Here is a 14,396-nt window from a genome sequence, read left to right as displayed (position 1 = left end):
CGGACAGGAACCCGGAGGGCGGTGTCGTCCTGTCCTCCGGGGTTCCTGTGCGGGCGGCTGTCACCGATCCCTGAGGAGGACCATGTCCGAGCAACCGGCGCTGCGGCGCGTTCTGGGCGGCTTCGACGCCACCACGGTCGGGGTCGGCGCGATGATCGGCGCCGGCGCCTTCGTCGTCTTCGCGCCGGCCGTCGCGGCCGCGGGGACACTCCTGCCCCTCGCCGTCGTGATCGCCGGGTTCGTCGCCTACTGCAACGCCTCGGCGACGGCCTCCCTCGCCGTGCAGTACCCCGCGAGCGGGGGCACCTATGTCTATGGACGCGAACGCCTCGGGCACTGGCCGGGCTTCCTCGCCGGCTGGGGCTTCGTCACCGGCAAGGCGGCGTCGTGCGCCGCGATGGCCCTCGCCTTCGGCCTGTACGCGGCCCCGGGCGCCGGGAAGGCCGTCGCGGTGGCCGCCGTCGTGGGCCTCACGGCCGTCAACCTCCTCGGCGTGACCCGCACGGCCCTCGCCACGCGCGTGATCGTCTCGCTCGTGGTCCCGGTCCTGGCCTTCGTGATCGTCGTCGGCTTCTCGTCCCCCGCCGCCCCGTCCACGACCGGGGGCGGGGCCGCCGGGATCGGGGGCGTGCTGCAGGGCTCCGCGCTGATGTTCTTCGCGTTCGCCGGCTACGCCCGGATCGCGACGATGGGCGAAGAGGTCCGGAACCCACGCCGGAACATCCCCGCAGCCATCCTCGGCGCCCTCGGCTTCACACTGCTGCTGTACCTGCTCCTGGCGCTCTCGCTCCTGCACGCGCTCGGACCGGAGGCGCTCGCGGGCGCCACGGCACCGCTCCGGGACGTGATCGACGTCGCCGTCCCCGGGGAGGGATCCATGGGTCGGGGTGGAGCCGTGGTCACCATCGCTGCAGCGCTCGCCAGTCTCGGGGCCCTGCTCGCGCTCGTCGCGGGAGTGGGCCGCACGAGCCTCGCCATGGCGCGCCAGGGCGACCTGCCGCGCGCGCTCTCGCGCATCTCCGCGCGCCACTCCGTGCCCTGGGTCGCCGACGTCGCGACGGCCGCCGTCGTCGTCGGCCTCCTGCTCGTCACCGACGTGCTGACGGTGGTCGGGTTCTCCAGCTTCGGCGTCCTGGTGTACTACGCGGTCGCCAACATCGCGGCCTTCACGCTCACCGAACGGCAGTGGTACGCCCCGCGCTGGCTGAACGCGCTCGGCGCGGCAGGGTGCCTCCTGCTCGCCTTCACCCTTCCCGCGGTGTCGGTCGTCACGATGCTCGGCGTACTGGCAGCGGGGGCCACTGTCCGGGCCGTGGTGCTCGCCCGACGCCGCCGACGGGCCTGACCGTGGCGGCTTCTTCGCGGACCGCCGCGCCTCGTACTGACCGCCGCGCGGGGCGGACCGTCAGGCCGTGGTGACCACCGGCCGGAGGTCCTCCGCCGGCGGCGCCCAGGACGCCGGGTCCGCCGGGGTCTGCTCTCCCGACCGGATGTCCTTGACCTCGTGGACGCCGTCGGAGGACGTGAACCAGACGAAGGGGATGCCGCGGCGATCGGCGAACCTGATCTGCTTGCCGAACTTCTCCGCGCTCGCCGCCACCTCGGCCGGGATGCCGCGACCGCGCAGCGCCGCGGCGACGTCCTGGGCCTCGGACCAGGAGTCGTCGTCGGCCAGCGTCACGAGCACCGCCGTCGGCACCGAGCGGGAGACCGTGGCGAAGCCCTGGCTGAGGATGCGCGAGACGATCCGGGTGACGCCGATGGACAGCCCGACGCCGGGGAAGGTGCGGTTGCCCTTGCGCGCCAGGGCGTCGTAGCGGCCGCCGGAACAGATGGAGCCGAGCGCCTCGTGCCCGTCGAGGACCGTCTCGTAGACGGTGCCCGTGTAGTAGTCGAGCCCGCGGGCGATGCTGAGGTCGGCGACCACGCGGCCCGGCGCGCGGCGCGATGCCTCGCCGACCACCTGGCGCAGCTCCTCGAGTCCTTCCTCGAGGAGCTCGTTCGTGACGCCCAGGGCGCGGACCTGCTCCACGAAGGAGGTGTCGGCGGTGCGGATCGAGGCGAGGTCGAGGGCGAGGCGCACCTGTTCGTCGTCCGCGCCCACCTCGTCGCGGAGCAGAGTGCCCACCTTCTCGGGGCCGATCTTCTCCAGCTTGTCGATGCTCCGCAGCACGGCGGCCGTGTCGTCGAGACCGATGGCCCGGTAGAACCCCTCCGCGAGCTTGCGGTTGTTCACGCGCAGCGTGAAGTCCGGGATCGGCAGGGCGCCGAGGGCCTCCACCACGGCGAGGGCGAGTTCGACGTCGTACCGGAACGGCAGGACGCCGTCGCCCACGACGTCGATGTCCGCCTGCGTGAACTCGCGCGCGCGGCCCTCCTGGGGCCGTTCGCCGCGCCAGCACTTCTGGATCTGGTACCGGCGGAACGGGAACGCCAAGTGCCCGGCGTTCTCCACGACGTAGCGCGCGAACGGGACGGTGAGGTCGTAGTGGAGGGCGAGTCCGCTCTCCGAGGCGGACGCCTCGTCGGCCTGCAGTCGCGAGACCGCGTAGACCTCCTTGTCGATCTCGCCCTTGCGCAGGAGATGCTCGACGGTCTCGACCGCGCGTGTCTCGATACTCGAGAAGCCGTGCAGCTCGAACGTCCGCTGCAGCACCCCGAGGACGTGGAGCTCGATCAGGCGCTCCTCCGGAAGCCATTCGGGGAAGCCTGACAGTGATGCCTTGCGGGCCATGGGGTGGTTCTCCTCCTGCGATGGGGACCGGCCCTCGCGCACGGGGCAGCGGACCGGTTCTGCGGCCTCAATCCTAGGTCCCGGCGGTGGCCTGCGAAAAAAGGAGCGACGACAGCGGCCGAAGGCAATGCCCGCTCCCCGCCGTGACGCGGATCAGGGGCCAGTGGGTAAAGTAACCTCAGGGCAGGTTGCGCGCTGCTCGGGCAATCGGTGGGCGCTGAGGAGACTCGTTCGGCGGGCTCTTCCGCCGCTACCCGACCGGCCGGGCCGATAGACTCCTAGACCCTGCATGAAATGGCCCCGGCGTTGCTCACGGCCATCCGACGAGCGAAAGACTTCTAGCGGTGACAGACAGTCAGCAATCCGACGAAACGACCATCGGCCAGCACTCGCAGCAGGACGCTGCGGGGGCCGACGGTGCCCCCATGCCCGCAGCCTCTCCCTCCGCCCCTGACACGGGCGGGGACTCGGACCAGACGCAGGACGCTGCTCCCGCCGACCCCGTGCAGGGCGTCGACGCCACTGTGGCAGACGCCGTAGGCACGCCGGAAGCCGAAGCATCGGCGGCAGTGGAGCCCGTGGCGGCCGAGCCCGAGCCCGTTGTGGCCGAGCCCGAGCCCGTGGCGGCCGAGCCCGAGGCCCAGCCCGTTGTGGCCGAGCCCGACGCGGCCGGCGGCACGGACGCCGTGGCGCCGGTGGAGACCGCACACGCCGCCACCGAGCCGTCGGTCCCGCTCGCTCCCGAGCCCGCCCCGCTGAGTACGCCGTCGCCCAGCGTCGCCCCGCCGCGCGCGCCTCTGCCCACAGCGATGGCGCCCCGCCCACTGAAGAAGGCCGCGCAGCCCCTGGCGGCCCCTCCCGCCCACAGCACGTCCCTCGAGGAGGCCGGCCGGTTCGCCCGCGTCGAGGATGACGGTCACGTCTTCCTCCTCGTGGACGGCGCCGAGCACCCGGTGGGCCAGTACCCCGATGCGACGCGCGAGGAGGCGCTCGGCTACTTCGTGCGCAAGTACGACGACGTCGTGGCCCAGGTCGCACTGCTGGAGCAGCGTGTCCAGGCGAAGGCGCCGTCGTCGGACATGGCCAAGACCGCCAAGCACCTGCGCGCGCAGGTCGGCGAACGCAAGATGGTCGGCGACGTCCTCGCGCTGGAGGCGCGGATCGACGCGCTGCTCGGCGAGATCGGCGGCCTCGAGAAGGCCGAGCGGGCGGCGCAGGACGCGCTGAAGGCGAAGGAGCTCGCCGCGCGCGAGGCCATCGTCGCCGAAGCCGAGGAGCTCGCGGAGCGTGACCCCTCCACCGTGCAGTGGAAAGCCAGCAGCACGCGCATGAACGAGCTCTTCGAGCTGTGGAAGGCCGCACAGAAGAACGGGCCGAGGCTCGGCCGGGGCACGGAGGACGCCCTCTGGAAGCGCTTCCGGTCCGCACGCACCGTGTTCGACCGTCACCGCCGCGCGTACTTCTCCCAGCTGGACAGCGACAACGCGGAGGCGAAGCAGGCCAAGGAGGCGCTCATCCGGCGCGCCGAGCAGCTCTCGGACTCCACGGACTGGGGCCAGACCGCCGCCGAGTACCGTCACCTGATGGACGAGTGGAAGTCGTCCAAGCGCGCGAGCCGCAAGGACGACGACGCCCTGTGGGCCCGCTTCCGCGCCGCCCAGGACCGCTTCTTCGAGGCCCGCAAGGCCGCGAACGAAGCCGTCGACGAGGAGTACGCGGGCAACCTCACGGTCAAGGAGGCGCTCCTCAGGGAGGCCCAGCAGATCCTGCCCATCCGGGACCTTGCGGCCGCGAAGAAGGCGCTGCAGTCCGTGCGGGACCGGTGGGACGAGGCGGGGAAGGTCCCGCGCGCCGACATGGGACGCATCGACGCCGGGCTCCGGAAGGTCGAGGACGCCGTCAAGGCGGCCGACGACGAGAACTGGACGAAGACGAACCCCGAGACGAAGGCCCGCACCAACAGTGCGCTGAGCCAGCTCGAGGCCACCATCGCGCAGCTCAGGGACGACCTCGCCGACGCCGAGAGCGCAGGGAACGCCAAGAAGATCGCGTCCGCCCGGGAGGCGCTGGCAGCCCGCGAGCAGTGGCTCGAGATGCTGCAGAGGTCGGCCCAGGACTTCTCCTGACCCAGGCCTCCCAGCGGGAGGCTACCGGCGTCGAACAGGCCCTCCGGCACCGTTGTCCACATCGGTGCCGGAGGGCTTCTCCGTGCTCCCCGCGGTGGGGATGCTGGAGCAATGCCTCCCCTGGACAGCACCGCATCCGGCGCACCTCCGGAGCGCGTCCTGGGGCCGGGGCAGCCCGTCACGTCCACCGGCGGGGCGCTGTTCCATGCCGGGGAGATCTTCACGTCGGCCGAGCTGCAGGCCATGCGGCTCGATGGCCTGGTGCGCCTCGTCATCGGTGACTCGTACCTCCGCAGCGACTTCAGGGAGGACCCGGCCACGAGGTCACGGTCGGCCGTCCGCAGCGTCCCCGCCCCGATGCGGCCACGGGTGGCCCTGGGCCGCTCCACCGCGGCCTGGGTCTACGGGTGCGCTCCGCCGCCCGCCCTGATCAGCCTGGTGACGGACCACCGGCGCCGCACCACGGCGCTGCCGCCCTTCACTCCCGCCGTCATGCATCAGGTGGCGCTCGGCCCGTTCGACGTCAACCTGATCGGCGGGGTGTCCGTCACCACGCCGCTCCGCACGGCGCTGGACATCGCCGTCCACGGTGAGGATCGGGACGCCGTGCCCGTCCTCCGGGCGATCGGCAGGGCCGCGGTCCTCGACTGTCCCCTGCGGCTCGTCGAGGCGGCGCTCGTCAATGCTCCGCGGGTGCCGGGCAAGTCGCGGGCGCTCGCCCGGCTGCGCGCGGCCCGGCGCCCGCGGGACGTGCGGGCATGACGGTCGGTCGTCAGGGGCGTCGCTGGGAGCCCGTGGTCCTGTACACGTCGAAGACCCCGTCGATCCGGCGCACCGCGCTGAGGATGTGGCTCAGGTACTTCGGGTCACCCATCTCGAACGCGAACCGGGACATCGCCACCCGGTCGGATGACGTGTTGACGTTCGCCGCGAGGATGTTCACGTGGTTCTCGGCAAGCACGCTCGTCACGTCGGAGAGGAGGCTCTTGCGGTCGAGGGCCTCGACCTGGATCTCGACGAGGAACACACTCGACTGCGTCGGCGCCCACTCCACCGGCACGATCCGGTCCGGCTGGTCACGCAGTTCCTGCACGTTGCGGCAGTCGCTGCGGTGCACGGACACCCCGGATCCGCGCGTGACGAACCCGATGATCGGATCCGGCGGCACGGGCGTGCAGCAGCGAGCGAGCTTGACCCACACGTCGCCGACCCCGCGTACGGTGACGCCCGAGTCGGAGAACTTGGGCCGGCGGGGCTGGGTGGCGACCGCCGTCTCCGCGATCTTGTCCTCGGCGTCCTCGTGGCCGCCCATGAGCGCCACGAGGTGCTCGATCACGTTCTGGGCCGACGTGTGCCCGTCCCCGACCGCCGCGTAGAGGGCCGAGATGTCCTGGTGCCGGAGCTCCTGGGCGACCGTCAGCAGGGCGCTGTGCGTCATCATGCGCTGCAGCGGGAGGTTCTGCTTCCGCATGGCGCGGGTCAGCAGCTCCTTGCCCTTGTCGATCGCCTCCTCGCGGCGTTCCTTCGTGAACCACTGCCGGATCTTGTTGCGGGCGCGCGGGCTCTTGACGAAACCCTGCCAGTCCTGGCTGGGCCCGGCACCCTCGGCCTTGGAAGTGAAGATCTCCACCCAGTCGCCGTGGTTCAGTTCGCTGTTGAGGGGCACGAGCTTGCCGTTGACGCGCGCACCGATGGTCCGGTGGCCCACCTCGGTGTGGACGGCGTAGGCGAAGTCGACGGGCGTGGAGCCGGCGGGCAGCGCCATGACCTCGCCCTTGGGTGTGAAGACGAAGACCTCGCGCGCGTTGATCTCGAAGCGCAGGGAGTCGAGGAACTCGTCGGGGTCCGACGTCTCCTGCTGCCAGTCCACGAGGCTCCGCAGCCAGCCCAGGTCACCGTTGTCGGCCGCCTCGGGCTGCTTGCCGCCGTTCTTGTACTTCCAGTGCGCTGCCACACCGTACTCGGCCCGGCGGTGCATGTCGTGCGTGCGGATCTGCACCTCGACGGGCTTGCCGCCCGGGCCGATCACCGTGGTGTGCAGCGACTGGTACATGTTGAACTTCGGCATCGCGATGTAGTCCTTGAACCGCCCGGGCAGGGGGTTCCATCGTGAGTGCAGCGATCCGAGGGTGGCATAGCAGTCCCGCACACTGTCGACCAGGACACGCACGCCCATCAGGTCGTGGATGTCGTCGAAGTCCTTACCCCGGACGATCATCTTCTGGTAGATCGAGTAGTAGTGCTTGGGACGGCCCGTGATCGTCGCCTTGATCTTCACGGCCCGGAGGTCTTCCTCGATCTGGTTGCGGACGAGGCTCAGGTGCTTCTCCCGCTCGGGCGTCCTGTCGCCCACCATCCGGACGATCTCCTCGTACACCTTCGGATGCAGCGCGGCGAACGACAGGTCCTCGAGCTCCCACTTGATGGTGTTCATGCCGAGGCGGTGCGCGAGGGGCGCGAAGATCTCGAGCGTCTCCCTCGCCTTCTTCGCCGAGGACGCGGGCGAGACGAAGCGCCAGGTGCGGGCGTTGTGCAGCCGGTCGGCGAGCTTGATGACGAGGACACGGATGTCCTTCGCCATGGCCACGACCATCTTGCGCACCGTCTCCGCCTGCGCGGCGTCGCCGAAGGACACCTTGTCGAGCTTGGTGACGCCGTCCACGAGCATGGCCACCTCGGGACCGAAATCCCGCTTGAGCTCCTGCAGGGTATAGGAGGTGTCCTCCACGGTGTCGTGCAGGAGGGCGGCGGCGAGGGTGGTGCCGGTCATGCCGAGTTCGGCCAGGATGGTGGCGACGGCGACCGGGTGGGTGATGTACGGGTCACCGCTCTTGCGTGTCTGGCCCTCGTGGCTCCGTTCAGCCACGAGGTAGGCGCGCTGGATCAGGTCGAGGTCCTCGCGCGGGTTGTTGGCCCGGACGGTGCGGAGCAGGGGCTCGAGCACGGGCGAGTACCCCGAGGAGCCGCGCCCGGCGAGGCGGGCGATGCGCGCTCGCGTTCGGCCGCGGCGTCCGGGAGCGACCTGGTCGGCGCTCGTGGCGGACGGCGCGGACGTCGGCGACGCGGGCTGCACGAGCCCGCGGGCGGGGCCGGGGCGCGAGGCATCGGTGGCGACCGGTCCGTGGACCCCGGGCGTCGGAGCACCCTGGTTCTCTCCGGGATTCACCGCTTCAGCCATATCCAGTTCCTCAATCTCCATCCGGAATCCGGCAAGGATCCATCGTGCCGCCGGTTCTGCGGCACCTTCAAGTCTAGCCGGGGTCGAACCGACTCAGCCGCAGCGGACCCGTGGGGGCCGCTGCGGCTGAGGAGCGTGCCGGGCGTCGGGGGGCGTCCCGTCCGCCAGAGGCACCGCTCGCGATCAGACGGCGGCCGCCTCCAGCGAGCGGCGGTTCAGGACCTTCTTCTCCTGCTTCTTCAGCTCCGGCTCATTGAGCCGCAGCGCGGCGTACAGGGGTGCCGCGATGAAGATGGTGCCCAGGGTGCCGAGGATGATGCCGATGAACAGGGCCAGCGAGAGGTCCTGGAGCGTGCCCGCTCCGAGTATGAACGAGCCGATGAAGAGGATCGACGCCACCGGCAGGATCGCCACCACGGAGGTGTTGATCGAGCGCACGAGGGTCTGGTTCACGGCGAGGTTCACCTGCTCGGCGAATGTGCGCTTCGTCGAGATGGTGATGTCGGCGGTGTTCTCCCGGATCTTGTCGAAGACCACCACTGTGTCGTACAGGGCGTAGCTGAGGATGGTCAGGAAGCCGATGATCGCCGACGGCGTGACCTCGAAGTCGCTCAGCGAGTACAGGCCCGCGGTGACGACCATGACCACCACGAGGGCCGCCATCGCGGCGAGGGCCATCTTCCAGGTGCGGAAGTAGATCGCCATGAGGATCGCGGCGAGGAGGACGAACACGCCGAACCCGATCAGCGCCTGGCGGCTGACGTCCTCGCCCCAGGTCGGACCGACGAAGCTCGAGGTCACCTGGTCCTCGCCCACACCGTACCCGCTGACGAGGTTGTCGCGGACGCTGAGCGTCTGGTCGTCCGACAGCCGCTCGGTCTGGATGCGCATTGTGTCGGCCGCGATGTTGGTGACGCGCGGGACGGCGTCGGGCACCACGTCGGTGACGGCCCTCTCGCCGACGGCCGCATCGGTGTTCTCGGTCGCGGAGACGGTGAACTCGGATCCGCCCCGGAAGTCGATGCCGAGGTTGAACCCGCCCTTGACCACCGGGATGATGATCGAGATCAGGACGGCGATGCCGGCGATGAGGAACCAGAGGTTCCGCTTGGCGACGAAGGGGTAGGAGCGCTTTCCCGAGTACAGCTCGTTGCCGAACGTGGCGAAGCTTGTGCGGCTCATTCTTTGGTCTCTTTCTGGGAGGATCCGGTGCGCCCGGCAACGGTGGAACCGGTCCGCGCGGAGACGGAGGCTTCGGGGCGTCCGGCACCAGTGGGATCCGCGACGGGGTCCGCGACGCTGGAATCCGCGACGGTAGAACCGGCGGCCGAGGACCCTGTGCGCCCGGCGAGGGCCTTCTGCTGCTCCGCGCGGCGGCGCTCGGCGATGGTCAGGCGCCGCTCGGCTTCCGCCGAGGCACCCTTGTTCTTGGTGCGGGCGATGGTCACGGGCTTCTCGCCCGGCTCGCGCAGGCGGCCGGCTCCCCGGTAGAGCGGGATGCCGCCCAGCCGGCTCGGGTCGAGCCCGGACCACGGGTGTCCCTCGCCGAAGAACTTCGTCTTCGCGAGGAGGCGGAGCACCGGATGGGTGAACATGAACACGACCACGAGGTCGGCGATTGCCGTGAGGCCGAGGGTGAACGCGAAACCGCGCACGTTGCCGACCGCGACGAAGTAGAGCACGAGGGCGGCGAGCAGGTTGACCGCCTTGGAGGCGAGCACCGTCCGCTTGGCACGGCGCCAGCCGTTCTCCACAGCGGAGACGAGGCCGCGCCCGTCGCGCAGTTCGTCACGGATGCGCTCGAAGTAGACGATGAACGAGTCGGCAGTCTGGCCGATGGCGACGATCAGGCCGGCGACGCCCGCCAGGGAGAGGCGGTAGTTCTCGGTCCAACCGAGGATGCAGATGGCGAGATAGGTCAGCACACCCGCGACCACCAGCGAGGCGATCGTGACCAGACCGAGCAGCCGGTACTGGAACATCGAGTAAGCGGCCACGAGCAGCAGCCCGATGAGGCCCGCGATGAGGCCGAGTCGCAGCTGGTCGGCGCCGAGCGTCGCGGAGATCTGCTGTTCGCTCTGGATCTCGAAGCTGATCGGCAGGGCGCCGTACTTCAGCTGCTCCGCCAGGGCCGCTGCCGACTCCTCGGTGAAGTTGCCCGTGATCTGGGGGTTGCCGTCGGGGATGACGGCGTTGGTGGTGGGCGCGGAGACGATGCGCCCGTCGAGCACGATGGCGAACTGGTTCCGGGGATCGCCCGGACCGATCGCGTACAGGCGTTCGGTGACCTCGCGGAAGACCTCCGTGCCCTCGTCGTTGAAGTCGATCGTCACGGCCCAGGTGTTGAGGGTCTGGCCCTGCTGGCTGCGCTGCAGGCCGTAGCTGGCCGTCGAGATGTCGGTGCCCGGGACCTCGACGGGGCCGAGGATGTACTTGCCCTGCGTGTCGGGTTCGCAGGCGACCATGGGCTGATCGGCGGGAGCGGGCTCCTCGGCGGGCTCGAGGGCGGCCGGATCGAGGCAGTTCAGCGCCTCGAACTCCTTGTAGAGCTCGGGCGTGATCCAGTTCGGGTCGCTCGCGTTCTGGGGCTCGGCGGCTGGCTGGGGCAGCTGGTCGTCGGGGGTGGGCGTCTCGGCGGCTGCCGCCTGGCCCGGGCCGCCCGTGAGGACGGGACGGAATTCCATCTGCGCGGACGCCTGGATGAGGTCGCGCGTCTCGGGGTCCGGGGTCCCGGGCAGCGACACGATGACGTTCTGGCCGGACTGCGTGTTGATCTCGGCTTCGGCGACACCGGAGCCGTCGACGCGCTGGCGGATGATCTCCACGGCCTGGTCGAGCTGTTCGGGCGTGATGTCACTGCCGTCCTGGACGCGCGGGGCGAGGATCATCTGCGTCCCGCCCTCGAGGTCGAGGGCCAGGCGGGGGCTCCAGCTCGCGGTGCTCCAGTAGGAACCCGCTCCCAGCAGGATCGCGAGCAGTGCTGTCAATGCGCCCAGCCAGACAAGTGTCCGCTTGGCTGCCGTCCCGGGACCGGTACGAGGCATGGTGGATGTCCTTATTCAGTGGCGCGTCTCGGGCGCCGGGTTGATGCTGGAGGCCGCGGCTGAGTACCGGCGCCCTACGGAATGCTAGTTCTCGGGGTTCGCTCTGGGGTCGCGGGGATCGCGCGCGTCGCGCTTCTCCCCTGTGGCTTCGCGGTTCAGGCGCGCCAGGGTCTCCTCCGGGGTCTCGGCGCCCGGGCTGCCGGTGCTCCCGGCAGCCGTGGCTCCCGACGCGGTGGACCCGGCGGACGGCGCGCGGTCCGAGCGGTCGGTGATATCGCCGCTGATCGAGGACGCGTCGTCGGGGACCGTGGTGCCGTCGACGGTGCCGAGGGTGTCTACGATCTCGACGGGGTGGACGTCGCCGGCTGGGTCTTCGGCGGTCCTGGTGTCCTGCTGCACCACCTTGGAGAGGGCCTGCGTGTGCACGGTGGCCAGGTTGCCGGGCGAGAGCTCGAGCACGGCCTTGTTGTTCTCCTGGTCGATCGAGACGATCGTCCCGTAGAGCCCGAACTGGGTCATGACCTCGGTGCCCGGCTCCATCTGCGTGCGCATCTCCTTCACCTGCTGCTGCGTCTTCCGCTGGCGGCGGAACATGGTGAAGATCAGGAACGCCAGCGCCAGCGGCAGCAGGAGGGAGAAGATGTCGAAAGCGGGGGCATCTCCTGAGGCGGACTGCGCGACTACGTGTGCAAGCACTGGGAATTCCGTTCCTGGGACTGGGTGAGGCGGCGGCAGCATTGTGCCCCGGCACACATTGGAAGACACCAGTGTAAAGGGGATTTCTGGGCGTCCGGCGCGTCAGGACTCCGGTTGCGCCCAACTGTCAAGCACGGATTCGGTGTCGAGCAGCGATTCGGGGGCCACGGAGAAGAGGTCCTCGGGCATCGCCGCCGCGACGTTCGGTGGCATCTCGAGGCCGAGGTGCTTCCAGGCGGCCGCTGTCGCGATCCGTCCGCGCGGTGTCCGCCCGAGCATCCCCTCGCGCACCAGGTAGGGCTCGGCGACGGTCTCGACCGTCTCGGGCTCCTCCCCCACTGCGATCGCGAGCGTCGACAGCCCTACAGGCCCGCCGTTGAACTTGGTGATGAGCGCGGTCAGGACGGAGCGGTCCAGTCGGTCGAGGCCGCGCGCGTCCACCTCGTACATGTCGAGTGCGGCACTCGCGGTGCGGGCGTCGATGAGGTCGATGCCGTGCACGAGCGCCCAGTCCCGGACGCGGCGCAGCAGCCGGTTGGCGATACGCGGCGTGCCCCGGGATCGGCCGGCGATCTCGGCGAAGGCCGCCGAGTTCACCTTCATGTCCATGAGCATGGCCGAGCGCCGGAGCACGAGTTCGAGTTCCTCGGTGGAGTAGAACTCGAGATGCCCGGTGAAGCCGAAGCGGTCGCGGAGCGGGCCGGGCAGGAGCCCCGCGCGGGTCGTGGCTCCGACGAGGGTGAAGGGCGGCAGCTCGAGGGGGATCGCCGTCGCGCCCGGGCCCTTGCCCACGATGATGTCGACCCGGAAGTCCTCCATGGCCATGTAGAGCATCTCCTCGGCGGGCCGGGACATGCGGTGGATCTCGTCGAGGAAGAGCACCTCGCCCTCGGTCAGGGAGGAGAGGATCGCCGCGAGGTCACCCGCGTGCTGGATCGCCGGCCCCGAGGTGATGCGGAGCGGGGCATTCATCTCCGCCGCGATGATCATGGCGAGCGTCGTCTTGCCCAGCCCGGGCGGCCCGGAGAGCAGCACGTGGTCGGCGCTGCGGCCGCGCAGGCGGGAGGCCTCGAGGACGAGCGAGAGCTGGCGGCGCACCCGCTTCTGCCCCACGAAGTCGTCGAGGTTCTTGGGGCGGAGCGCCGCCTCGACGGCGCGGTCCTCGGGATCCGCGGCCGGGGCGACGAGCGGCGCGTCCTCGGGCTGCTTGTCCGTCATGATCCCACCCTCGTCCGGGCCGAGCTCCGTGCGCCGTCCTGGCCGAGCCTGCGCAGCGTGAGCTTCAGGATCTGGCCCACGTCACCGGTCGCTGCCACCTCGGGCGCCTCGGCGACGGCGGCGTCGATCGCCGCGCCGGCGTCCTTCTCGGACCAGCCGAGGCCCATCATGGCGGTGAGGACCTGCCCCTGCCAGGTCCGGGCCGGCACGCCGGGCTTCGCCTCCAGGGGCACGAGCTTCCCGGCGAGTTCGAGCACGATGCGCCGTGCGCCCTTCGGGCCGATGCCCGGGACCTTGCTGAAGGCCTTGTCGTCGCCCGACGACGCCGCGATCCGGATGGCGTCCGGTGCGTGCACGGCGAGGACGGCGAGGGCGAGGCGGGGGCCGACGCCGCTGACGGCCAGGAGCGTCTCGAAGACCTCGCGCTGGTCGGCGTCCTCGAACCCGAAGAGCGTCATGGAGTCCTCACGCACGATCATCGCGGTGGCGATGGACGCCTGCTCCCCCACGCGCAGCCCGGCGAGCGTCTGCGGCGTCGCCTGGACCTGCATGCCGAAGCCGTTGACGTCGAGGACGGCGGAGTGCAGGCCCACGTGGGTCACTGTCCCGCGCAGGGAACTGATCATGAGGTGCTCCAGGGCAGATGCTGAGGGGTCGGCCGGGCGGTCGCCCGACGTCGAACATACGTTCTAATGTCTAACGGTACCGGCGTGGCGCCGTTCGATCGAGTCGCCACACTGGGAATGTGCGCCGACGGCCTCGGACAGGTCCCGACGTCGGCACTACCGCCGTCGGGCCCGTGCCTCCGCCTCGGCCCAGATGCGCTGCGCGGGTGTGATGGATCCCCCCGCAGCCGACGCCGCCGCACCCTGGACGCCCACTCCCCTGCGCCAGGCGTGCGTGATGGCGAGGGCCAGGGCGTCGGCGGCGTCGGCCGGACGGGGGGCGGTCTCGAGCCGGAGGATCTTCGTCACCATCTTGGTGACCGCGACCTTGTCCGCCTGGCCGTTGCCGGTGACGGCGGCCTTCACCTCGGTGGGCGTATGCAGGGCCACCGGGATGCCGCGCCGCGCCGCGGACACGATCACGACGCCGGACGCCTGCGCCGTGCCCATGACGGTGCTGACGTTGAGCTGGCTGAAGACGCGTTCGACGGCGAGGACCTGGGGCTGGTGCAGGTCCAGCCACGAGTCCACGGCCTCGGAGATGACCAGCAGCCGCTCGTCGAGGCTCCTGCCGGCCTCGGTCCCCACGACGCCGACGGCGACGAGCGTGGAGCGGCGGTTCGGTTCGATGTCGACGACGGCGAGCCCGCACCGCGTGAGGCCGGGATCGACGCCCATGACGCGGTAGGTCATGGCGCTAGCCGTGCCGGGCGCCCCGGGATGTGCAGCGGTGCG

General features: G+C 70.7%; 11 protein-coding genes. 3 read left to right on the top strand and 8 right to left on the bottom strand.

The genetic code is table 11. The features are described 5' to 3' along the window. The first annotated feature begins 82 nt into the window (after positions 1-82). The gene (locus tag AC4D2C_RS04995) at positions 83-1,345 is read left to right on the top strand and encodes an APC family permease (protein WP_490913143.1); all 1,263 of its coding nucleotides are present in this window, start codon (positions 83-85) and stop codon (positions 1,343-1,345) included. A gap of 60 nt (positions 1,346-1,405) precedes the next feature. On the opposite strand, the gene hisS is transcribed toward AC4D2C_RS04995, so the two are convergent. Further along, positions 1,406-2,734: a histidine--tRNA ligase gene (gene hisS / locus AC4D2C_RS04990; protein ID WP_490913141.1), complete on the bottom strand. Its 1,329-nt coding sequence runs from the start codon at positions 2,732-2,734 to the stop codon at positions 1,406-1,408. 344 nt (positions 2,735-3,078) lie between these two features. Here hisS and AC4D2C_RS04985 point away from each other — a divergent pair, with 344 nt between their 5' ends. Together AC4D2C_RS04985 and AC4D2C_RS04980 are read left to right on the top strand one after the other, a co-directional pair. Further along, positions 3,079-4,860, top strand: coding sequence for a DUF349 domain-containing protein (locus AC4D2C_RS04985; RefSeq protein WP_490913140.1), 1,782 nt, complete (start codon positions 3,079-3,081; stop codon positions 4,858-4,860). A 111-nt stretch (positions 4,861-4,971) separates the two neighbouring features. After that, complete coding sequence (locus AC4D2C_RS04980) at positions 4,972-5,622, top strand: hypothetical protein (RefSeq protein ID WP_490913138.1); 651 nt, start codon at positions 4,972-4,974, stop codon at positions 5,620-5,622. Between the two features lie 10 nt (positions 5,623-5,632). On the opposite strand, the gene AC4D2C_RS04975 is transcribed toward AC4D2C_RS04980, so the two are convergent. The 7 genes from AC4D2C_RS04975 to ruvC form a co-directional block, all read right to left on the bottom strand. Continuing rightward, positions 5,633-8,038 (bottom strand): RelA/SpoT family protein, encoded by a 2,406-nt coding sequence (locus tag AC4D2C_RS04975; protein ID WP_490906140.1) that lies wholly within the window; start codon positions 8,036-8,038, stop codon positions 5,633-5,635. Positions 8,039-8,221: 183 nt separating this feature from the next. Beyond that, a complete protein-coding gene (gene secF, locus AC4D2C_RS04970) occupies positions 8,222-9,220 on the bottom strand; it encodes a protein translocase subunit SecF (RefSeq protein ID WP_490913136.1) in 999 nt (332 codons plus the stop codon). Then, positions 9,217-11,082: a protein translocase subunit SecD gene (gene secD / locus AC4D2C_RS04965; RefSeq protein ID WP_490913134.1), complete on the bottom strand. Its 1,866-nt coding sequence runs from the start codon at positions 11,080-11,082 to the stop codon at positions 9,217-9,219. The genes secF and secD overlap by 4 nt, the downstream gene beginning before the upstream one ends. An 84-nt stretch (positions 11,083-11,166) precedes the next feature. Continuing rightward, the gene (gene yajC / locus AC4D2C_RS04960; protein WP_490913132.1) at positions 11,167-11,778 is read right to left on the bottom strand and encodes a preprotein translocase subunit YajC; all 612 of its coding nucleotides are present in this window, start codon (positions 11,776-11,778) and stop codon (positions 11,167-11,169) included. Between the two features lie 102 nt (positions 11,779-11,880). Further along, the gene (gene ruvB / locus AC4D2C_RS04955; protein ID WP_490913130.1) at positions 11,881-12,996 is read right to left on the bottom strand and encodes a Holliday junction branch migration DNA helicase RuvB; all 1,116 of its coding nucleotides are present in this window, start codon (positions 12,994-12,996) and stop codon (positions 11,881-11,883) included. Beyond that, entirely contained in the window at positions 12,993-13,622 is a 630-nt protein-coding gene (ruvA, locus tag AC4D2C_RS04950; protein ID WP_490906145.1) for a Holliday junction branch migration protein RuvA, read from the bottom strand. The genes ruvB and ruvA overlap by 4 nt, the downstream gene beginning before the upstream one ends. A gap of 156 nt (positions 13,623-13,778) precedes the next feature. Next, positions 13,779-14,354: a crossover junction endodeoxyribonuclease RuvC gene (gene ruvC, locus AC4D2C_RS04945; protein ID WP_334209672.1), complete on the bottom strand. Its 576-nt coding sequence runs from the start codon at positions 14,352-14,354 to the stop codon at positions 13,779-13,781. Positions 14,355-14,396 lie beyond the last annotated feature (42 nt).

The organism is Arthrobacter sp. TJ-240 (assembly GCF_058269195.1).
This window is presented reverse-complemented; position numbering and strand designations above follow the sequence as displayed.

Bases quoted from the DNA above. Each gene is read 5' to 3' on its own strand.
- AC4D2C_RS04980 (WP_490913138.1), top strand. From the start codon at position 4,972: ATGCCTCCCCTGGACAGCACCGCATCCGGCGCACCTCCGGAGCGCGTC.
- hisS (WP_490913141.1), bottom strand. From the start codon at position 2,734: ATGGCCCGCAAGGCATCACTGTCAGGCTTCCCCGAATGGCTTCCGGAG.
- ruvA (WP_490906145.1), bottom strand. From the start codon at position 13,622: ATGATCAGTTCCCTGCGCGGGACAGTGACCCACGTGGGCCTGCACTCC.
- AC4D2C_RS04975 (WP_490906140.1), bottom strand. From the start codon at position 8,038: ATGGCTGAAGCGGTGAATCCCGGAGAGAACCAGGGTGCTCCGACGCCC.
- secF (WP_490913136.1), bottom strand. From the start codon at position 9,220: ATGAGCCGCACAAGCTTCGCCACGTTCGGCAACGAGCTGTACTCGGGA.
- ruvB (WP_490913130.1), bottom strand. From the start codon at position 12,996: ATGACGGACAAGCAGCCCGAGGACGCGCCGCTCGTCGCCCCGGCCGCG.
- ruvC (WP_334209672.1), bottom strand. From the start codon at position 14,354: ATGACCTACCGCGTCATGGGCGTCGATCCCGGCCTCACGCGGTGCGGG.
- secD (WP_490913134.1), bottom strand. From the start codon at position 11,082: ATGCCTCGTACCGGTCCCGGGACGGCAGCCAAGCGGACACTTGTCTGG.
- AC4D2C_RS04995 (WP_490913143.1), top strand. From the start codon at position 83: ATGTCCGAGCAACCGGCGCTGCGGCGCGTTCTGGGCGGCTTCGACGCC.